20 protein-coding genes and 1 tRNA gene are annotated in these 21,197 nt (G+C 50.3%); 6 read left to right on the forward strand and 15 right to left on the reverse strand.

Annotated elements, in window-relative coordinates; translation table 11 throughout:
* The first annotated feature begins 224 nt into the window (after positions 1-224).
* Positions 225-2,102, forward strand: a complete 1,878-nt coding sequence (gene mrdA / locus RT340_RS03770; RefSeq protein WP_313374193.1) for a penicillin-binding protein 2 — start codon at positions 225-227, stop codon at positions 2,100-2,102.
* 101 nt (positions 2,103-2,203) lie between these two features.
* On the opposite strand, the gene RT340_RS03775 is transcribed toward mrdA, so the two are convergent.
* The 5 genes from RT340_RS03775 to RT340_RS03795 all read right to left on the reverse strand — a co-directional run bounded on the left by RT340_RS03775 (position 2,204) and on the right by RT340_RS03795 (position 6,515).
* Positions 2,204-2,914, reverse strand: a complete 711-nt coding sequence (locus tag RT340_RS03775; protein ID WP_080748190.1) for a GGDEF domain-containing protein — start codon at positions 2,912-2,914, stop codon at positions 2,204-2,206.
* Positions 2,911-3,297, reverse strand: coding sequence for a DUF1987 domain-containing protein (locus RT340_RS03780; protein WP_160833659.1), 387 nt, complete (start codon positions 3,295-3,297; stop codon positions 2,911-2,913). Before RT340_RS03780 ends, RT340_RS03775 begins: the two co-directional genes overlap by 4 nt.
* A 7-nt stretch (positions 3,298-3,304) precedes the next feature.
* Positions 3,305-3,856: a SiaB family protein kinase gene (locus tag RT340_RS03785; protein ID WP_097118104.1), complete on the reverse strand. Its 552-nt coding sequence runs from the start codon at positions 3,854-3,856 to the stop codon at positions 3,305-3,307.
* Positions 3,857-3,866: 10 nt separating this feature from the next.
* Complete coding sequence (locus tag RT340_RS03790) at positions 3,867-5,090, reverse strand: SpoIIE family protein phosphatase (RefSeq protein WP_313374201.1); 1,224 nt, start codon at positions 5,088-5,090, stop codon at positions 3,867-3,869.
* Between the two features lie 102 nt (positions 5,091-5,192).
* Positions 5,193-6,515 (reverse strand): methyl-accepting chemotaxis protein, encoded by a 1,323-nt coding sequence (locus tag RT340_RS03795; RefSeq protein WP_211728575.1) that lies wholly within the window; start codon positions 6,513-6,515, stop codon positions 5,193-5,195.
* Between the two features lie 194 nt (positions 6,516-6,709).
* Between RT340_RS03795 and RT340_RS03800 the strand changes: the two genes are divergently transcribed.
* From RT340_RS03800 to RT340_RS03815, 4 genes are all read left to right on the forward strand, one after another.
* Positions 6,710-6,785: transfer RNA gene (locus RT340_RS03800), tRNA-Phe, on the forward strand.
* A gap of 512 nt (positions 6,786-7,297) precedes the next feature.
* Positions 7,298-7,465 (forward strand): YhfL family protein, encoded by a 168-nt coding sequence (locus RT340_RS03805; protein ID WP_071845640.1) that lies wholly within the window; start codon positions 7,298-7,300, stop codon positions 7,463-7,465.
* A gap of 358 nt (positions 7,466-7,823) precedes the next feature.
* Positions 7,824-8,036 carry a cold-shock protein gene (locus RT340_RS03810; protein ID WP_097118187.1) on the forward strand — a complete coding sequence of 71 codons (213 nt, stop codon included), beginning with the start codon at positions 7,824-7,826 and terminating at the stop codon, positions 8,034-8,036.
* 22 nt (positions 8,037-8,058) lie between these two features.
* The gene (locus RT340_RS03815) at positions 8,059-8,190 is read left to right on the forward strand and encodes a hypothetical protein (protein ID WP_370523022.1); all 132 of its coding nucleotides are present in this window, start codon (positions 8,059-8,061) and stop codon (positions 8,188-8,190) included.
* Between the two features lie 62 nt (positions 8,191-8,252).
* On the opposite strand, the gene RT340_RS03820 is transcribed toward RT340_RS03815, so the two are convergent.
* The 10 genes from RT340_RS03820 to RT340_RS03865 all read right to left on the reverse strand — a co-directional run bounded on the left by RT340_RS03820 (position 8,253) and on the right by RT340_RS03865 (position 19,762).
* A complete protein-coding gene (locus RT340_RS03820) occupies positions 8,253-10,295 on the reverse strand; it encodes a pyridoxamine 5'-phosphate oxidase family protein (protein ID WP_313374207.1) in 2,043 nt (680 codons plus the stop codon).
* 10 nt (positions 10,296-10,305) lie between these two features.
* Positions 10,306-10,923, reverse strand: a complete 618-nt coding sequence (locus RT340_RS03825) for a glutathione S-transferase family protein (protein WP_160833122.1) — start codon at positions 10,921-10,923, stop codon at positions 10,306-10,308.
* Between the two features lie 342 nt (positions 10,924-11,265).
* Entirely contained in the window at positions 11,266-11,766 is a 501-nt protein-coding gene (locus RT340_RS03830) for a fimbrial protein (RefSeq protein ID WP_211728577.1), read from the reverse strand.
* Positions 11,759-12,358 carry a fimbrial protein gene (locus RT340_RS03835; protein WP_313374210.1) on the reverse strand — a complete coding sequence of 200 codons (600 nt, stop codon included), beginning with the start codon at positions 12,356-12,358 and terminating at the stop codon, positions 11,759-11,761. Before RT340_RS03835 ends, RT340_RS03830 begins: the two co-directional genes overlap by 8 nt.
* Before the next feature lie 33 nt (positions 12,359-12,391).
* On the reverse strand, positions 12,392-13,162 hold the full coding sequence (locus RT340_RS03840; RefSeq protein WP_313374212.1) for a fimbria/pilus periplasmic chaperone: 771 nt from the start codon (positions 13,160-13,162) through the stop codon (positions 12,392-12,394).
* A gap of 51 nt (positions 13,163-13,213) precedes the next feature.
* The gene (locus RT340_RS03845) at positions 13,214-15,727 is read right to left on the reverse strand and encodes an outer membrane usher protein (RefSeq protein WP_313374214.1); all 2,514 of its coding nucleotides are present in this window, start codon (positions 15,725-15,727) and stop codon (positions 13,214-13,216) included.
* A 14-nt stretch (positions 15,728-15,741) separates the two neighbouring features.
* Complete coding sequence (locus tag RT340_RS03850; protein WP_141399012.1) at positions 15,742-16,290, reverse strand: fimbrial protein; 549 nt, start codon at positions 16,288-16,290, stop codon at positions 15,742-15,744.
* Between the two features lie 76 nt (positions 16,291-16,366).
* Positions 16,367-16,906, reverse strand: coding sequence for a fimbrial protein (locus RT340_RS03855; protein ID WP_034823335.1), 540 nt, complete (start codon positions 16,904-16,906; stop codon positions 16,367-16,369).
* Between the two features lie 534 nt (positions 16,907-17,440).
* On the reverse strand, positions 17,441-18,835 hold the full coding sequence (locus tag RT340_RS03860) for an MFS transporter (RefSeq protein ID WP_313374219.1): 1,395 nt from the start codon (positions 18,833-18,835) through the stop codon (positions 17,441-17,443).
* A gap of 153 nt (positions 18,836-18,988) precedes the next feature.
* A complete protein-coding gene (locus RT340_RS03865; RefSeq protein WP_211728580.1) occupies positions 18,989-19,762 on the reverse strand; it encodes a hypothetical protein in 774 nt (257 codons plus the stop codon).
* Positions 19,763-20,192: 430 nt separating this feature from the next.
* Between RT340_RS03865 and RT340_RS03870 the strand changes: the two genes are divergently transcribed.
* On the forward strand, positions 20,193-21,155 hold the full coding sequence (locus RT340_RS03870) for a LysR family transcriptional regulator (RefSeq protein WP_313374222.1): 963 nt from the start codon (positions 20,193-20,195) through the stop codon (positions 21,153-21,155).
* The last annotated feature ends 42 nt before the right edge of the window (positions 21,156-21,197 follow it).

Here is a 21,197-nt window from a genome sequence, read left to right on the forward strand (position 1 = left end):
TCGTCATGGGTGGCGACCTTGTTCTTCTTCGCGCGAAATGAACCCTGCCATTTATCACCACCTCGTTACTCACCGCTCGGAATCATCGATACCACTCAGGGCGACCTGAACCTCTCCTCGTAAACATCTGACACACTTTTACCCAGGCTTGTGCATCTTCGTGCTGGCTCTAAAGCCATCTCTGCTTATCATTAGCGTGATAACAAAGAGACTAAGCCCCCCTGATGAATTTCCGTAATTTCGAAGCTGAAGAAAAACTGTTTGTCCGCCGTGCGCTTGCCGCTTTTGCTCTGGTCGTCATCTGTTTCATTATCCTTGGCGTTAACCTGTATCGTCTGCAGGTGGATCAGCACAGCTATTACCAGACGCGGTCCAACGAAAACGACATCAAAATGATCCCCATCGCGCCGACGCGAGGGTTGATCTACGATCGCAACGGTATTCCGCTGGTGCGTAACGTCACCTGGTACGACATCCTCGTGACGCCTTACAAAATCGACAATATGCAGGAAACGCTGAAGCAGCTGACGCCCATTGTCGACCTGACGCCGGAAGAAATTGAAACCTTCGAGCACGAACTCAAACAGAACAGCCGCTATAAGCCGGTCGAGCTAAAAGCAGAACTCACCGATGAGCAGGTGGCGCGCTTCTCCGTCAATCAGTTCCGTTTCACCGGCGTGGCCATCGACACCTATGAGGACCGCGAGTATCCCTATGGCGCCGATTTAGCTCATGTGGTGGGCTATGTTTCCAAAATCAACGATAACGATTTCAAACGCTTGAATGCCGAAGGCGTCGGCGAAAACTATGCTGCTGACCACAACATCGGTAAGCAGGGCATTGAAGGCTATTACGAGTCCATTTTGCACGGCAAAACCGGTTATCAGAAAGTGGAAGTGGATAACCACGGTCGCATTGTGCGCGTGCTGAAAGAAGTGCCGCCGGTTGCCGGCCAGAACGTCTATCTGACGCTGGATTTACATCTGCAGCAGTACGTTGAGAGCCAGCTCGCCGGCCAGCGTGCGGCGGCGCTGATTGAAGATCCGCGCGATGGCAGCGTGCTGGCGATGGTATCTGCGCCGAGCTATGACCCGAATCCGTTTGTAAAAGGCATCAGCTACAAAGCCTACAAAACGTTGCTGCAGGACAAAAATCTGCCGCTGATCAACCGTGTCACGCAAGGCCTGTATCCACCGGCCTCGACAGTTAAACCCTATATGGCGATGTCCGCGCTGCTGACCAAGGTGATCACCCCAAGCTTTACTATTTATGGCGCGCCGACCTGGACCCTGCCAGGCACCGATCGTAAATATCGTGACTGGAAAAAGTCGGGGCATGGCACGCTGGATGTCACCAAGGCGATTGAGGAGTCGGCGGACAGCTTCTTCTATCAGGTGGCGTTTATGATGGGCATCGATCGTATTCACACCATGCTGAGCCAGTTTGGCTACGGTAAACCCACCGGCATCGATCTTAATGAAGAGTATTCAGGATTGCTGCCTAGTCGTGAGTGGAAGCAGAAAGTGCATAAACACGCATGGTATCAGGGCGATACGGTGTCGGTGGGAATTGGGCAGGGTTACTGGATTGCGACGCCGATTCAGATGGTGAAAGCGCTGGTGGCACTGCTCAACAATGGCCGGGTGATTAATCCGCACCTGCTGGAGAAATCGCAGCGCGGCACCGAGCAGCAGTTGTATCAGCCGAAAGACCCGCAGCCGCAGATTGGCGATCCAAAATCACCGTATTGGTCGCTGGTGCGTCACGCGATGTTCGGCATGGCCAATGCACCGAATGGCACCGGTTATAAATATTTCCACACCGCGCCTTACGGCATTGCGGCGAAGTCGGGGACGTCTCAGGTGTTCAGTCTGAAGCAGAACCAGGTCTACAACGCGAAAATGATCCCGACGCGCCTGCGTGACCACATCTTCTATACCGCGTTCGCACCGTTTAATGATCCGAAAGTCGCAGTGGCGTTGATTCTGGAAAACGGGGGAAGTGAAGGGGTGACGGCAGCACCGTTGATGCGCAATATTCTCGATCACATCTTCCTGCCGCCACCGTCTGAGCCGCCGGTAGAAACGGCGCAGAAAAATTAATTTGCGCGAGATCGCACCCAACGTCGCGGTGCGATTTATCGCGCGATCCTGAGCGGTAATGCTGATCTCTGCGCTATAAATGCTGTCGCGACAAGGCTCTTCTAGCGGAAGAAAACCCGGTTGCGACCGTGGTTTTTCGCATCATATAGCGCGGCATCAGCATTGTTATACAGGGTTTCGAAATCAGAACCCGGTTTGCCGTAGCTCACGCCGAGGCTGGCCGTCACTAACTGACCCGGCAGCACCGCCAGTGGCGAGGCGTTCAGGGAGGCGTGAATCGCGCCCGCGACAATCACCGCGTCCGATAAACGGTAGTGCGGCAGCAGCACGGTAAACTCTTCACCGCCAATACGGCCAATGCTGGCATCTTCCGGACAGTGCGTCTGAATACGCGACACCAGGCCGCAAATCACCTTATCGCCCATCGGATGTCCGAACTCATCGTTGATCTTCTTGAAGTGGTCGATATCGAGAATGATCAGCGCCGCCGGGCCATTGCTCAACGTATTCGTAATACGCTGAATGATGGCACCGCGGTTCCAGACAGCGGTGAGGGGGTCGTGGCTGGCTTTGTATTCCAGCTCCTGAGCCAGTTGATGCAGCTGCTCATTGACGCGGTTCAGCTCGCGTTCAGCACGGTCACTGCGCGAGATCATGCGATAGGTCTCGCGCATCAGGCGCTGATAGTGGCGATTAACGTTCAGCAACGCATTACGATAATCATCTGCACTGAGCGAGGTCTGAGCCGCAACATCCTGAGCGCGCGTTAGCACCTCGCTCTCTTCGCGAAACAGCTCATTCAGGTCCATCATGAGGCCATTTCCGCTCGCAGATTCACCTGCAGATCGGTAAAGTCCAGCGCCAGTTCCTGGCCGAACTCTTCAGACACATCATCTTCTTCATCAAAGAACCAGTTGAGTTCAACCTTCTGGCCTTTCTGCGCCAGCTGATTGAACAGATCAAACAGGCTGAACAGCATTTTGGTGCTGGAGCTGTTGAAATAGCGCAGGGCGATACTGGCTTCGATCTGGCCGCTTTGTGCGGGCTGCCAGCTTTCCAGCGCATCCAGCAACGGACGGTAGAAGGCGGCGGCGTTTTCCGGCCAGGATTCTCCGCGCAGGGAAAACTGACCGCTTTCGAAGTCAAAATTGACCTCGGGCGTGCTTTCTGTGGCAGCAATAACAAGGTTTTGCATAAACAATTCAATCCTGGTGAATGGTGGCTTTGAGCCAAAACGTGGCGTAACCACTGGACTCCAGCGGACGCAGTTCATACTCCAGCGGTTCACTGACATCACGGGCAAGTGTCAGTAATCCTATGTTGGCCCCTTTGCTTGTGGCAGGGCTCTCAGCTCGCAGACCTACGCGGTATGCTTGTTTGATCTCTTCATTGCTCATGGTACGCAGCAAATCCAGCCAGTAACGCAGCTGCTCACAGGCGACTTCATCAACCTGATTGCTGCTTTCCAGCACGTAGGTGTCGCCATCTACGCGCAGCGTAACGGTGCCGAAGCGAAAATCCTGCTCGGCGTGGTTCATGACGCGGCTATCCTGCGAATAACGCAGGATATTCTGTACGATTTCAACAAAGCTGGAGAACAAGCGGCGGCGCACTTTCACCGGCGCCTGCTGATTCTCCAGAAAGACCTTAATCACCTCGCCCATGGCGGTGATGTTCTGCGGCGAGAAGAAGCCAGTATAGTGCAGTGCAACGCTTTCTGGCGGTACGCGGCTAAGGGTTGAACCTGAGTTCATAAGGTGCTCATTAATAACGGAAGCCAAACCAGGTGACGTCATCGCGTCGCGGCTGGTTGCCTTGCCAGTTGAGAAATTCCCGCTCAAAGGTCGCTGACAACTCGTCCATCGGCAGGGTTTGATATTGTGTTACCAGCGTCTGAATGCGCTTTTTGCCAAACATAATATGGCGTTCACCGCCGGGCTGATCGGTCACGCCATCGGTCATCACCAACAACATATCGCCGGGATGCAGCGTGCGTTGATGTTCCGGCCAGATGTAATCCTGCGGCGTATCGGTGTAACCCACACCGACGCGATCGGCCTTGAGCGATTCCGCTTCGCCAGCGGCCGGATGTAACAGCGCATGCATGCGTGCGCTGGCCCAGCTGAGTTGATGTTGGCGAGTATCAAGGCGTAGCGCGATAGCATCACAGCCGTCATTGGAGAGCGACGTTTGCTGCGTGGCATTGAGCTGCCCAAGGGTTTGTTTAATATGACGATTCAGTGATTGCAGCAGATCGGACGGTGCCCGACGGTTTTTCTGCAGCGCGTTTTCCAGCGCGGATTGCAGGATCACCGTCATAAAGGCACCCGGAATGCCATGGCCGGTGCAGTCGGCAATCAATGCCAGCCAGCCGTGTTCATCCTGATGGAATGCATAATAGTCGCCGCCCACGCCATCGCGCGGCTGCCAGTGCAGGCACCAGTCATTGAGCTGCTGGGCCATTTGCTGTTTTGAGCGATCAAGCATCGCGTCCTGAATCACGCGCGCATAATCGATACTCTGCAAAATTTGTTGGTGCTGCTGCGCCTGCAAATCGGAGACGGTGCGGATCAAATCGATCCCCAAGCCGATGCCGATATAGCGGCCCTGTTCGGTCAAAATAAATCCGTCGGTGACCGATTTATCCCCGGTTGCCACCACCTGATGCGCCACCTGATCCAACTCGGTATCGGCATCAATCACCAGCGGCTCTTTGTCCATAAAAGCGATGCAGCTTTTGCGGTCATAGAGTTCGCGGAAGAACGGGCGCGTCATCTGTGACAGGAAGATATGGCGGTTGATCATGCCAAACGGCGTGCCGTTCTCGATCACTGGCAAACCGATCAAATCTTTGTGTTCAGTAAACAGAGCCATGACCGCTGTGTTGTCCATGGCTGGACTGACAAACGGCACCTCAATGCACAGCGAACGCGCACGGGAACGGCTCGACAGGGAGTTTAATCCTGCGCGTAAATCAGGCAGCTGCATAAGAATTATTCTGGCATTGATTAGGATTTATCCTAGATTACTGCACTGCCATGACAGTTTTATGTCACAGCAGTGCAATAGAAGAAGAGAAAGCAGGAAAAATTACTCTTCTTTCAAGGCCTCAGCCACATGACTGATGGCGCGCACCAATTCGCTGGAGCTGCCGCGAATCTCAGAGATCACGCCACCCGCTTCTTTGGCTAACACGACGCCATGATCGGCACGTTTCAGGTTCGATTCGATGCCTTTTAACGCTTTTTCGGCGAGAGTGTGGTTATGTTGCACCATATTCTCGATCTCGGTGGTGGCGCGGTTGATGTTTGCCGCCAGCGTGCGCACCTCGTTAGCCACCACAGCAAAGCTGCGACCGTGCTGGCCAGCACGTGCGGCTTCCACTGCTGCATTGAGTGCCAGCAGATTGGTCTGATCGGCGATGCGGCGAATGCTCTCGACAATCGCACCAATGCGGTCTGAGGATTCGCTGAGGTTACTGATATCGCCGGAAATACCGTGCAGTTCGCCCGCCAGCTCATTGATGGTTTGCACACTGTTTTCAATTACCGTGGCACCGAGGCGCGTGCTTTCGCTGGTTTGCAGCGCCGTTTGATACGCCTGTTGTGCCGCCTCGCGCTCCAGATGGTTCTTCTCCACCTGTGCAGTCACATCGGTGGCGAATTTCACCACTTTGTACAGTTCGCCGGCTTCGTTAAACACCGGGTTATAGGTGGCACGTAGCCACACGGTGCGACCCAGCTTGTTCACGCGCTCAAACTGACCGGAGATAAATTCACCCTGATTCAGCTTGTGCCAGAAGCGGCGATACTCGTCACTGTTGCGCATCTGCGGCGGGCAGAACTGACTGTGATGGACGCCAATCACCTCATCGCTGCGATAACCCATGGTTTTGAGGAAATTGTCATTGGTCATCAGCACTTCGCCTTTGAGGTTAAAAGCGATGACCGCCATCGAACGTTCAATGGCGGTGGTCATGGCGCGCTGCTCTTGCGCATCAATAATCCGTGCGGTGATGTCGCTCGCCAGCTTAACGATTTTAATCACCCGGCCGCTGCGATCCTGCACCGGCACATAGTTAGCCTCCAGCCAGATGGGACGGCTGTGCTTGGCAACGCGCAGGAATTTATCGCTGAAGCCTTCGCCCCGGTTCAGGCGGCGCCAGAAATCGCGATACTGCGGGGATTGGACTAAATCAGCCGTACAGAACATGCTGTGATGCTGGCCGGCAATCTCCTTCAGCGTGTATCCCATGCGCTCCAGAAACAGTTCATTGGCGGCGAGAATGTGGCCTTCCGGCGTAAACTCAACCATTGCAATCGCCTCCTGCAACGAGCTGAGCGTGGCGCTGCTGCGAGCGCGCTTCTGCCACGCCAGGCGTGACATTATTCCCGATGTAATAGTGCTAAACATGGTGGACCTTATAATTGGAATTTGTCGTCACATCGGTTATCGGCGGGTGCGGTTAAAAATTCACCACTAAAGTTGGTAGTTGCAGAAATTTTTTACCGGATGGTCTGAAGGTTGCTGTAAAAGCCAGCAGTCAGCGGATTTTTGCTGAAAAGCGTTTGACGGTGCGGCCTGAGTAGGGTTTAATGCGCCCCGTTGCCCGGATAGCTCAGTCGGTAGAGCAGGGGATTGAAAATCCCCGTGTCCGTGGTTCGATTCCGCGTCCGGGCACCAACATTCTGAAAACCCAGCCTTTATGGCTGGGTTTTTGCTATTGTGGGGTGGTGAAATCGTTAGCTCCACTTCACATCATGCTCGTGCTCTAAAAAACTGATAGCCACGTCATCAGCATTGTTTAAGGTAAGACTTCCCTGTATCACCACTCTTTATCCTGTATTCATATAAAAATGACCAAGTTCTAATCGACGTGATAACCCTATGATCGATCCATTGTTAATATGGATGAGTTAGGTGTTTAGTCTATATCAGGCGTATTATTTTAAGGCATATCTGACGCTTTTATTATTGTCAGGTTTTGACTACAAATTTTTCAGATAATGTGTCCATTGAAAAGGGATTATGAATATTGTGTTTGATAGTGGGATTAATCGATAATTTCCGGCTTAGGAGCCTTGAGCTCTTAACTTCACACTCTAATGATTATTAAAGGTTTTATTAATTCCTGTTAATACTCACGAGATGAAATTAATCAGTTAAAAACACTTTTAACAAATGGACGCGTTATTATGAATAAGCTCATTAAGTTTTCAATTGCCGCTGCGGTAGTGACTCTGCTGTCTGGGTGTACTGGAAGCGTGTACAACAAAGAAAAGAACTGTGATTACGATTATCTGCTTCATCCGGCTGTTTCTATCTCGAAAATTATTGGCGGTTGTGGGCCAGTAGATAAATAGTCTGCATGATGATCAGCGGCCAGTTATGCCAGTTAACTGGCCGCAACACCTTTAAATCCCTGAAAAATCTGAAAGAAAAAAATATCATGTTGTTTTAAAAGGGGTTTATTTTATTTTAAGAGTATTAATCATAAGGATGGAAAGTTTATTTTTCTTTTGTCTTGCAATGTTGCATTAGACATGCGTAAATGAACTTCAGTCTGATATGCAGACAGTTTCAAAGTTAGTTCACAGTTTATCTCTCATCTACGTCAGTGCCGAAAACAAGCCCTTTCTCTTTGAGTTTTATCTCAGTCCTGATTTTTCTCTGCGATTCAGTTTACTCAGCCTCACGGCAAAAAAAGAAAAGGTATTAATTATGTCTAATAAAATTCTCGGTACTGTAAAATGGTTCAATTCTGAAAAAGGTTTCGGTTTTATTACCCCTGAAAATGGCGGCAAAGATGTCTTCGTACATTTCTCTGCTATCACCGGTAGTGATTTCCGCTCCCTTGAAGAGGGGCAGCATGTTGAATTCTCCGTACAAGATGGACCGAAAGGCCCTTCAGCAATCAATGTTACAGGTCTCTAATATTAATTTGTTCACCTATTTTATGAGATGTCCTCAGTGTCAGGGCTCTCAATACCGTAAGTCAGTATTTGATGTCAGCCCCAAAAATCCTCACGGTGCGACCTGCATTTTCTGCAAGTCCTCGATGATTGAGCTTAAAAATATTGCTGCATAAACGCAGGTTTGCACTACTTTTCGTGTAACGTCCTCACGCTGTATCTGAACGACAATCCCGCGTTATAACTCGAGCTGAATCGGCTCGATATCGCCATTCTGCTGTGCCGGCTGCGCGCAGCAGATTAATATCTCCCCCTCTGCCACGCTGGCACTCGGCGCAGTCGGGTAGGTTACCGCTCCCTTTAGAATCCGCGTTTTGCACGATCCGCAATGTCCTTCACGACAGCTGTACTCCGGGCTAAGACCGCATGCTTCGGCCAGTTCCAGCAGCGATCCGCTATTCGGCATCCAGCGCGCCTCTTTGGCTGAGTTCATAAACATCACGGGTATGGATTGCGTCGAAATCGGAAGTAAGGTTTGTTCTGTTTGCTGCGCATCCATGCGGCGCTGCAGCGAGGACGGGTCAAAGGCTTCGGCGTGTATACGGCTATCCGCGATATTGTAGCTGCGCAGCCCGTCATATAACGCCTGCGTAAATTGCGGCGGGCCGCACAGGTAAAAGTCGTAGTCGTTAAAGGGCAGCACCTGTGAAAGCAGCGCCATATCGATGCGCCCAGCGACATCGTAATCGAATCCTGATTCTGCCTCCTCTGGCTGGCTCAACACGCGCACCATTTTGCATGCGCCCTGTGAGGCCGCCAGCAACGCATCCAGTTCACGGACAAAAGGGCGTTCCGCTTTGTTGCGCGCGGACTGGATAAAGTAAGTGGGGCGCATGCGCTGTTTGCTGCGTCCTTCATAAACCAGATGGCGCAGCATCGCCAGCATCGGGGTGATGCCGACGCCCGCCGCAATTAAAACCGCTGGGCGTGTCTCTTGCGCATTGATAGTGAAATCACCGGCTGGCGCTCGCGTTTCAAGACTGTCGCCAACCTGTAGATGATCGTGCAGATAGCGCGAGACCACACCATCGCGCTTGACGCTGATGCGGTAAAAACCGTCCGACGGCGCAACCGACAGGGTGTAGTGACGAATCAGCGGTTTGTCTGTACCGGGCAACTGCACGCGAATCGGCAGGTGTTGTCCTGCCTGATGTGGCAGCAAACCGGCGCCATCATCCGGCATCAGATGAAACGAGCGAATCGACGCGCTCTCATCCACAATCTTCGTCACCCTAAACGGCCGCCAGCGTCGCGCCAGTTCGCTGGCACGCAGGCGTTCGGCAGCCGATTGCCAGTCACCCGTCATTTCTGACACCGGTGAGATACCGCCTGCTTTCGTTTCCCAGCGCAAGGCGAGGGCGGCATGACGACGCACGATGCGGCGCGGGCGGAATGTCCACAACCGTTCGGCGCCCTGGAATGCAGCGATCTCCGGCGAGTCGAGGATCACGCTGGCATCGCCGGTCATCTGCAGCGTATCGCCGCTGCGGTAATCCATAAACAGCAGCCCGGCTTTGCCGTTTTGCTGGATGTTGCCGAGCGTGGAGAAAAACAGGTTGCCGTTAAAATCGGGAATGGTCAGCAGGCCATCTTCATCGACTCTAACAAAGCCGGGTTTGCCGCCGCGATGCGAGGCATCAACCTGATGCTCGGCATAAGTCGCAACGTAAAACGTATCGGCGGTGGCGATGGTGTTGCGGGCCGCCTCATCGAGCGTGCTGAGCACTTCAACCTCACCTATAGCAGGCTCATTAGGCGAACGAGCAAAGCGGAAATCGCGCAGCTGAATATAGCGCGGACAGTTGCCGAAACTCTGCTCCACCTGTACCCGAAAGCCACCGCCAATCGCGCTCAACACGCCGTTCATGCGGTTACGGCGACGGGTGTGCAACTCAATGCCGAGCAGGCCAACCGGAGCGCCATCAGTGAACCCGGCAGCAGCCGGATCGCGGGCATCCGGCTGGGCGGCAATATCCAGCGTGGTGGCATTGGGCGAGAAAATAAAACCGGGCTGGCCTTCCAGCAGCGTAACCCAGGCATCGCCTCGCGGGTCCACGCTGCCTACCACGATAAACGGCAATTGCGCGTAGAAGTCGCGGTGCTGGTCGGGCATATAATCGCGAATCACACGCTGACCGACCTCCGCCATGCGTTCGGCCACGCCCGCTTGCTGCTGCAGGGCTATTTCACCTGCATGCCATACCGGAAGTTTCTCGCCCATGATAGTTAACTCACGCGATGCTGCGCAGACCGGCAGCGGTTTGCGGGAAGGGAACAAAGCCCGGCAACGCTTCAATACGGCGTAACAGCGCATTGACCGCTGGATAGCCAGAGAGATCCACATTGCCTTCCGGCGCGCCGATCAGGTAGCTGTACTGTGCGATATCCGCGATGGTTGGGCGATCGCCGACCAGCCATTCACGCCCGGTAAGATGTTGATCCATCAGCGCCAAAATGGTGTGCGCACGGGCGATCACTTCGTCAGGGTTGAACGGGCGGCCAAAAACGGTAATCAAGCGTGCCGCACAAGGGCCATAAGCCAGTTCGCCTGCCGCCACCGATAACCAGCGCTGTACCTGCGCCGCGCCCAGCGCATCTTCGGGCAGCCACTCACTGCGGCCTGATTTTTTCGCCAGATAAACCAGAATGGCGTTGGAGTCGGAGATATACACGCCGTCATCTTCCAGCACCGGCACCTGGCCGAATGGGTTGATGGCGAGAAACGCCGGGGATTTGTGTTCACCGTTAGCGAGATCAACATCAATCACCTCGTGTGGCAGGTCGAGCAGGGACAGGAACAGACGTGCACGGTGCGCATGACCAGAAAGCGGGAAGTGGTAGAGTTTCATCATCAGTGTCCTTTAGTGGTGGCCGGGATGATCCCGAACCCTGTCTAAAGGTTGGCACAGCCTGTGGCGCGGCAGAATAGCCGGGTTTGCGAAGTCATTATTGCGAAAAATGGAAGAATGGCGGGCAGTGTTGATGCTGCTTTGAAATTGACTGGTGTTTGCCATTGCTAATCCATGTGACGGCATCGCGTGCAATAGGCTTGCGAAGCTTCACTGCTAAGCCGTTTACGGAATGCGATGCCTTCACACGGAAACTTAATTACATTTATGGCCATTCCTCTGGATATTTTTCAATGAAATTGAAAAGATTAAAAAACTTCATTAACCATACACATGTACCATCTACTGATATTCAACCGTCAGCATTGCTGTCGCAGAGAATGATCCCAGGCTAATCCCACCCGTACTGTTTCTCACTAAGACAGCCGTTAAATTAGGCTGATCAGGATAGGTAAAGTTGAACCAATCGTTGACTGGCACCTTAACGCCATCATATTTAAGCTCAATGGCCAGGTTATTTTTGTTAGTACTCAATAGGGTTGAGTTAAACGCAGCTCCCGTGCCTGAAAACTGCATTTTTAGCAGTTTTGATACCGTAGCAGGGCATTCAAGTGTGTACGATAGCGTTCTTTCATAATTTTTCCCGTTAATCGTCGAAGCGAGAATACCTTTACCAAAATCGACAGCAATGTCGTTTCCTTTGTTGAGATCACAGGGCGGCGCGAGGACTTTAACTTTAACGCTGGCTCCTACAGAAAAAGCATATCCAGACTTAGTCGGAGCCAGGCTCATTAAGCATATGGCAGCACAAGTGTATGCAAGTGGAGAGACCAGACTATTCATAGCTCAACCTGAAATTTATGTTGGCAGAGTAGTTTCCTGCTCTTAATTCGCCTCGAGTGCGTTCCGCAGTAATGTAATAAACGACCTGACTATCATCAGGTTGCAATAACACTGGTTTGCCTCGTTGGCCAATAATAATATTATTGAATGATGCGTCCTTTAAACGTAATCCGATGCCCTTAACCCCCTGGGCCTGAAAAAGCTGTGGATTAGCCGCATCCTCTACGCCAGTGAAAGAAAACGACACAGCCGGTTGATGCGCGCTCCAGGCAACATTATCTCTCTCCCGTTGAGGGTCTGATGCATTACGTAAACAATCATGTAATTTTAGCGACACAGGAATTAATGGGCCCTGGTCACCGACATTATGGAAGTTTGCTGTCGTAATGTTACCTAAATCAATCGACTGGTCGGCTGAATGCATATCCAGATAGCATGCACTTTCAGTTAACGTCCCATAAACGCGCAATACACCAAAGTGGCTCTCAATTGTGCCATTTTTAAACACTGCTAATGCCAGCGGTGAAAATAATAATGCCATGATGGAAACGCATATGTGCAATGCCATGCATTTTTGAGTGGATTTCTTCATAAACGGATTTATTCTCATATTCATTGTGCCAAATTATCCATTGTGTTGCGGATCCACATGACATTCGTTTCCCTTACAACTGAATATCAGCGATGGCTGGCCACCGTAATCATTCACGTAAACTAAAACCGGGCTCTTACCCAAAGATGATGCACTTCCCCCCAGTGGAGCCTGACTGAAAGGAGGGATCATAATGGATTCAAAACCTTTAATAACGTTGCCTTCTTTCTTGGCGCTTGCACCAATCAGGGTAATGTAATAAGGAGTGGGATTTTTAACTGTATATTGGTCACCCGATTTTATTAATGTCATTTTTTCCTGAAAAGGCGTTGCATGCTGAGCCGCAGCGGCTTCGGCTAAATCTGCCGGACGATAGAAAAACTTGATCCGTGTTTGTAATGCAATCTGCAGGACATTAGGTTTGTCACTTTTAGGTGGGATCTCTCTTAAATTAAAGTAAAAGAGCGATTCACGATCGTTAGGAAGTTTTTTAAATGCCTCAGATGAGGTTAAAGCCTGAACTTTGACCTGGCTTTCTTCTTTCGGTTCGATACGTTGAATCGGAGGAACGACGATAAAAGGACTGTTATTTTCAAGTTTTTCGTCTTTATCATTCTCAAGCCAGCCCTGGGCGAGATAAGGCAGTGATTCATTTTTGTTACTGACCGTTAAACTGACTGATTTTTCTGAACCCGGATAGATGACTCGCGTTCGGTCAAGAGAGACAGCTGCCACGGCAGATTGTACGCCAGTATTGAGTGTTAATGTGATAATGACTGCTTTTTTCAATGTTATTTTTTTCATGAGAATTCATCTCTTAATTATTAAATGTAATATTTATAAGTGATTTCTTGATTAAACTTTAATGCAAGGAAGCAGTAAGTTTGTGGTTATTTCATTGGTTAGATTCAGTGGAGGCGTTATGGTGCACTGATCGGCATTGTTCCAGCGCACCGTCATCGCTTCGCCAGGCTGAATACCGCTCAAATAGACATTGCCATCATCGTTGATAATGCCGGTTTCCTGATTTTTCAGATTAAATACGCTTGCACCAAAAGGCGGTGCTGAACCATCTTCAAGACGGACCGTGGCAATGGCTTTTCCACCATGAGTAACATTGAACCTGCGGTAGCCAATAGCACCTTCAGTTAAAGTACCTTGGGAAACGGATTTCATTACCTCAATGTCATCAGCTAATTTATCGAGGTTGATTCGGATACTATTACGATAATAACTATTGATATCCGTAATAACGGCTTTACCAAAATAGTTGGTGTTGATCGAGTGACCGAAGCCGGAAACAGGCACACCTGCAACGCCATCGGTATCAACTAACATACGTGTTCTACCCGCAACGCTGCTACTGTGAAATGCGCCACCATTTGGAGTGAGGGTTGCACCGCCTTGCAGTGACATACCTAATGCTTGATATTGACTCTCACGGTAACTCACTGACGTGTTTAATTGGGCGAGGCTGCCTTTGTGCGTGTAGTAACCTCCGATATCAGCATCACTGTTAGCCACGCCAGCACTAATCTGATAGGAATCAGCATCACCCATGCGGTCATAATAACTCACGCTATTGAGGTTATTACCTTTTGAGTAAGAGTTATTGTAACTGGCGGTGCCAGATTGCCCCCAAGGAAGTGATAATGACATATATACGCCTTTGTCATTGTTTTGACCCAATGCGCTTCGATATGCAGTTAATGACAGGCTAACATTTTTAAACTTCATCAAATCCATGTTTTTTGACAATGAGAAGTCATAGCGGTCATTTGACTGCTGATTCCAATACGTCTGATGGTTGTAATTGAGATAAGTGGCAAGGTTTAGCGATTCAAATTGCTGGTTCAAAGAAACCGTATACATTTCTTTGCTGCGCCCGTTATCGACATTACCTTTTAAACCATTGAGGTAATCTCCCATCGAACGAAAACCATCGTCCGAAAAACGATAGCCAGCGAATGATACCTGGCTACCTGTATCCTCGAATCGTTTGGCATAACTTGCGCGCCAGGCATTGCCTCTCTGCGTGTCACGGTTTTGGTCTTTTAAATTTGAGACAGTGACATCTGTGGAAATTGCGCCCAGTGCAAGTAAGTCCCGGCCGACGCCAAGAGACAGGGCATGGTAGTCACCACCGCCCATTCCACCGGTGTACAGGGACCAACCATTACTGATTCCCCATGAAAGTTCGCCCGTCGCGAAGAGTGGCCCTTCAGTGTGATGTGCGAAATTTGAAGGTCTGCCTATTGAGGACTTGTATCTAATCTGTCCTGGGCGGGTCAGGTAAGGGATAGTCGCTGTATTGACCTGAAATTGTTCAATATTGCCATCCTGTTCTTCAATGCGAACATCCAGATTGCCGGAAACGGCGCTATCAAGGTCCTGAATGCGGTACGGTCCTGCCGCTACTTGCACCTCTTTAATGACGCGACCCTGCTGGCTGATGATGACTTTGGCGTTACTTTTCGCCACACCACTGATCTCAGGAGCATAGCCGCGGAGGTTCGGGGGCAGCATGTTGTCATCTGTCGCCAGACTTAAACCCGTGAAACGAAAGCCATCGAAAATCGATGAGTTCAGATAGTCTTCGCCCAGCGTTAATTTGGCACCCAGTCTTTTTATTGCCCTAAACGCATAAAACCGATTCCAGTCCCAGTTCTGCGGAGTTTGTGCGCCGCCACCTGCAGATTGATGGTCATATCGACCCTGCCAATCCGCACGTACGCGCCAGGCACCCAGATTGGCACCGGTCGTGCCATTACCCGATAAATTTGTATGACTTTTACTGCCTACCGCATTTTGCTTAATGGTCTGAAAATTGAGGTTATAGTCAAACAGCGCACCCGCTATGCCTTCTTCCCATCGTGCGGGGGGATCCCATGAAGAACTGCTATATTCCAAAAAAGCTTGAGGAATGTTGATCAGTAACGTTGATTTACCTAAATCAGCTCGCGTTGACATCCCTGCAACACTGTTCAGATTTAAGCATTCCCCGTGATGCCACCATTGAAGCTGCGAGGAGAACTTATCCTTCAAACCCAGAAGAGGAATGAGTTCCTGAGTGATACAGGCTAAGGTTTCATTTTCGTTTTCTTCAGAGGCATAGAAATTGACCACGCGTTCTGGCAGCGTGATTGAATTGATGTTTATTGCGAGAGTATATGCACCAGGTAAAATAAATCCCTTACGTGCAAACTGGCTAATGTCGATATTGCTACGATCTTTAAGATCCAGCACATCAGTATTGAACTGAATGTCTGAGCCAGCGAGCGTGCTTCTCGCTCCCAGGATGCAGGAAAAAAATACTAATATGCTTATTAATGAAATGGCAAATGCATGCCAAAAAAAACGCATCAGCATAATAGTTTCCCTTTTTAATTGTAATCTATTCTAAATCGAAGTGTTAAATGTAGGTCGCCTGAGCGAATGACGTCCTTGTTACCAATCAGGTTTAGTCGGTAGTTAAATTGCATATCACTGTTTAATTTGCTCTGACTCAGATGTTTTCCGGGAAAGGCTAGATTTCCATGGTGATCGCTAATCATCATTGCTATGCCGTTTGCAGAACCTGATACTTTAAAATGCCCCCCATCTTCCTCACCATCGAACATGAGTTTAATCGTGGTTATTTCAGCTTGCTGTGTGTCGTTTTCAAACAACATGCAACCTAACAAAGCGATTGAGAAGAAGTGGTTTGGCCCACGACCTACTTTTATTATTTCGCTAACGGGATGGTTTCCGATATTTATCGTCTGGTCGGGCGAACCTAAACTAATACTGCAAGCGGCTCCAACAATGGACCCAGTAATGTGCACTTGTGAGATACTTTCACCCGCGGCAAAGGCACCTTTCGCCAGCATCGATATATGTATGATGGTCAGTAGAATCACGGGTTTAAAACTACCTGAAATCATACGCTTCAAAGATTCGTTCCCAGTTTATCCAGTTGAAAAAACCTGCGACAAAATCGCCGCAGGTTAAGGGGAGAGAAATGGCCGATTAGTTGTAGCTCAGCACAAAGTTCGCAGGCACCTGGAATGTGCCGGGAACGATGGTTGCAGTAGATCCACCACCCTTAACATTGGCGGTGAAGGTCAGGGTATTGCTGCCGTTGAATACTTGCTGGGCGGCAGTTGGGGTATTAATTTTCACTTTCTCACCGTCATTGGTGAACATCTGGATTGATGCACCTCGTGCGGTACCGCCGGTCAACGCAAGGCTTTCTGGATCATAGGAAGAGGTTGCACCGGTGAAGCGTGCAGTCACTTTGTCATTCGTACCGGCAGTGGCGATAACACAATCTTCCAGTTCGATTTTAAAAATCTGAGGGGTTGAGCTACCCGTGTTGCCACTGTCTGCCAGCAGCACGTTAGAAATAGCACCCAGCGATACAGTTTGATCTAATGATCCTGGAGCAATAGAACACGGAGAATCAATAATTGAACCGGTGAAAGTCACTTTACCTGTGTTTCCTGCAGCGTAGACAGAGGAAGCAGTAAACAGGCTTAATACGGACAGGGCGATAATACACTTTTTCATTTAATATCTTCCATTTTGTTTGCCGATGTTTTTATATTTAAAACATGGTGTTCACTGATGCTTCATCAGAGGTGTAAGCGATGTATTACGCCTTTATATTGACGAAGTGTCAGTATTTGCACACTGCTATCAGGTGCTCCTTGAATATGCAGGTTAGAAACTGCACGATTCATTTTCGCTCAGCCTTATGATTCTTTTTATTGGCGTCGTTGGAAGGTATTATGAATAGCGATCAATCTGATGAAAATAAGATTTATTTTCTGATGATGTAGTGAGTGAATGGGCTATTTGTCAGGGATGTATTACAAATGAAGTGATAAAAGGATAGAGGAAACAGGATGTCGATATTTTAATCTGAATAACCTATCGATCCAATTGCTGAAAACTATAACATCGCAAGATAGCGTTTAATGTGAGCAGCGTCGGAAATATTACGAGAACAGTTAATGATACTTATTAATAAGCCATGATTCTCCTGATGAGCTAGCCATGAATAAAGCCGCCCACGCATTATCCGCGCAGGCAGTTTTATTGTTAACGACTCAGCACCTGTGCTCCGGCATTTTTCTCCAGCCGCCAGACATCAAACAAGGACACCAGCACCAGCAAAGCTACACCCGCGAAAGCGATATGAATGTCATTCTGCTTAATGGTTGCATGTTCGTGCCACAGCATGGCTCCGCGTAAGAACAGGGCGGCAAGTGCAATGCCGGCGCTCATGCTGAACTGGAAGAAGATACTAAACACCACAGAGGCGTCACTCATTTTGGCCTGGGGTACATCGGCAAACCCTAAGCTGTTGTAACAACTGAACTGCAGCGAGCGCGACAACCCGCCGATAAACAGAATGGCAGCAATCGCGAAATAGCCAAGTGAAGGGCTGAGCAGCAGGCAACCCAACATTGCGACCAGGCTGATTAAGCCGTTCACCATTAGCACCTGACGAAAGCCAAATCGCTTCATTAGCCAGGTGGTGGCCGGTTTCATCGCCAGATTACCGGCAAATACCCACAGCACCATGGCGCCTGCCTGCGCAGCACTCCAGCCAAAGCCAAGCTGGAATAGCAGAGGAAGCAGAAACGGCACGGCGTTTATCGAAGCACGAAAAAGTGAACCGCCCACAACGGCATTTCGGAAAGTATCAATAGTCATGGCACTGAACGGCAACAGCGGTTGCGGATGGCTGAAGCTGTGGCGATAGGCCAGCACACTGCACAACACGCCAAGTAACAGCAATGGAATGCCAAGGCTGAGATGCATTTGTCCTAGCGCTTCCAGGGAGATAATCAGCGCCGTGCAGGCGGTAGCGGTCAGCACAAATCCGCGCACATCAAACGGACGCGGTTGTTCTGCTTTAAACTGGGGCACCAGATAAACGGTGGCAACAATGGCGATAATGCCGAGCGGGATATTGAGCCAGAAGATCCACGGCCAATGTCCGTAAGTCACTATCAAGCCACCGAGCGGTGGACCGAGCACCGGGGCAATCAATCCCGGCCAGGTAATAAAGGCGATGGTTTTCACCATGTCTTTTTTTTCGGTCACACGGAGCACTACCATACGACCGACTGGCACCATCATCGCGCCACCAATGCCCTGCAAAACGCGGCTTAACGTGAACATTGGCAGGGTATCGCTGAGCCCACACAGTATCGACGCAACAGTAAATACCAGAATCGCACAGGCAAACACCGTGCGTGCTCCGTAGCGTTCCGCTAACCAGCCGCTCATCGGAATACCCACCGCCACAGCCAGTAAATATGCACTCACACCCACGTTAAGCGCTACCGGGCTGGCAGCGAAATCGCGCGCCATTTGGGGAATAGCGGTGGTGATGACGGTGGCGTCGAGGTTTTCCATAAAGAAGGTGACTGCGACCAGCAGCGCGAGCAACAGGGGGCGGTTAGCTGGGATGCCATTCTGCGTCATAACGCCATTCCTTTCTCTTCCATGCGATTCAGGATTAGGGAGAGAATAGTTTCGGGCGCAATCGTTTTCTATGCAAGTTTAGCGATAAAAAACCCGGCAATTGCCGGGCCGTGAGGACAGGAGCTGATTAGATGCGGTCTCTTTACTGACGGCTCAGGGTAGGTTGATCACAATGGTGCCGCTGCCGCTCTTATCACCGGGCGTGGGATTTGTTGCCCTTAATGTTGAGGATACTGTATGGGTAGAGTTGCCGCTGGACAGATAAATAGAACCTGAGCTGCGCCCATCAAAAGTGAGTGTTGAAGTCACTCCGCCACCCAGGTTTATGGTACCGCCCAGGCTGCCGATAGTGGCTGAGGTGGCGCGATTACAGTATACATTGATAGAAACGCTATCCTGCTTTCCGTTCACTTTGTCAGCCTGCAGTGAGCCATGATTGATGTTAGGAGATCCAGAGAATGAGCAACTGGTAGGAACCGGGGGGAGAGAAACTGTGCGGCATGAAGTGCCAGGTTGGTTTCGATAATTAGCGCCTAAAGCATTTGTTCCGCCACCCACACAAATCGAATAGGGTGGGGAACCTAAAGGTAAAATTGCGGTAAAAGAGGCGCTAGCGGGGTAATTGCGTAAAAAAGTAATGTTGGCATTTGACCAGGTATCTGTAGCGGGCATTCCGCCGCTGCCACTATGTAGCGCATAGCGTGTTGTTGCAGTTGCTCCCGAGCTGTTCACTACCCAAATGCCGAATCCACAATACCTAACGCCACATCCAATGTGTGAAGTGGCATTTCCACCGGAAGCGCTGTAGCTTATTTCAATTCTGGAGGAACCCGCAGGAATTTCAGCGCGAGTAATACTGATCACTGCCTTCGCACTTAGAGAAATGAGTGAAAGAAATAACAAAATGAATACATATGAGACTTTCATATTATTCCTGGTGGTTAAGGTAAGTCAGGAGAAATTGAAACTAAAAAATGTGCAAACTTGTTATTTCACTGGAGCAATAACGAGTAGTTGAATCTGTAATGACTTTTTGATTGTATTTTTTATTGTATTTTAAATATGTCAGTGGATGAGATTGTATATGTCATTATCACCCGCTATTTATGTAATGTATGCCCTACAGCTTGTTAATCCACTGCTTGCTAAACTCCGACTCCAATAGGCTGTGCTAAAATTGTGATTACTCGTAAAGACATTGCATATACTTCTCATTCGACACCTTGGCCTCACTCATTTTTAATGGGCATCGTTGGCAGTATTCATTGAGTGGCTAATTCGCGTAACTCTCTCTATGATGGATTTTTTCCCGGATGATTGTCGGGAACGATCAATGACTTAGGGAAGTAACCACGCGATGACTCCATTAAACGACCTCGATCTGCGTCAGCTGGAAGCCTTCTCGGCGGTAATTTCAGCCGGCAGCGTGACGGCGGCCGCCAAAGCACTAAACCGCTCGCAGCCCGCCGTTTCCCGCCTGATTCAGGAGCTGGAGCAGTCGCTGGGTTATCCGCTGTTTATCCGCAACGGCCCGCGTATTCACCCCTCGGAAGAAGCACTGCAGCTGCATCAGTATGTGCAGAAAGCGCTGCTGTCGCTGCAACAGATCCGCTTGCACGCACAAGAGATCGCGCATCAGCAGCATCGCCCACTCAGTATTGCTGCCACGCCCGCACTGGCCGCCGGGTTATTGCCGCAGGCACTGGCCGCACTCAATTTACAGAACAAAGTGCAAATCATCAGTGAGTCTGCCGTACAGACGGCACATGCGGTGATTACCGCTGAAGCAGACATCGGTTTGTGCAGCTTGCCGCTGGAGCATCATGCGGTGGAGTTGCACTGGATTGGGCAATCACAGTGCGTAATTGCGCTACCGGAAGAGGATGAACTGGCGGCACACAGTGCGCTTTCGCTGAGCCAGCTTGCTGGCCGCCGTTTGATTGCACCGTGGAGTCCGCAACGCCTGCGTAGTCGTTACGAAAAAGCGCTGAAGAAAGTCAAAGCGCCGCTGCTGGAAACAATCGAAACCAACTCATCGGCAAATATTCTGGGCTGCGTGCGTGCCGGATTGGGCGTGGCGATCCTCGAACCGGTCACCGGCTGGGGCATGCCGCTGGCCGGAGTGGCGATCCGTCCGATTCAGGAAGACATCCCTTACTTCTTTGGCGTGATCACGCCGCAAGGCCGGCAGATTTCCAGCGCCGCCCAGGCACTGGTGGAAGCGCTGGCAGACGCCGCTACTCAGCTGCTGCCAGGGTTTGAACGTCTGCCTGCCAGTGAACATCCGCGCATCATGCGAGTGATAAACCAGGAGTCATAGCGGGGCAATTGAGTTCATCCAACTGCATTAGCGCTTCAATTA

Source organism: Pantoea sp. CTOTU50773, assembly GCF_032082325.1.
In the GTDB taxonomy this organism is placed as follows: domain Bacteria; phylum Pseudomonadota; class Gammaproteobacteria; order Enterobacterales; family Enterobacteriaceae; genus Pantoea; species Pantoea communis.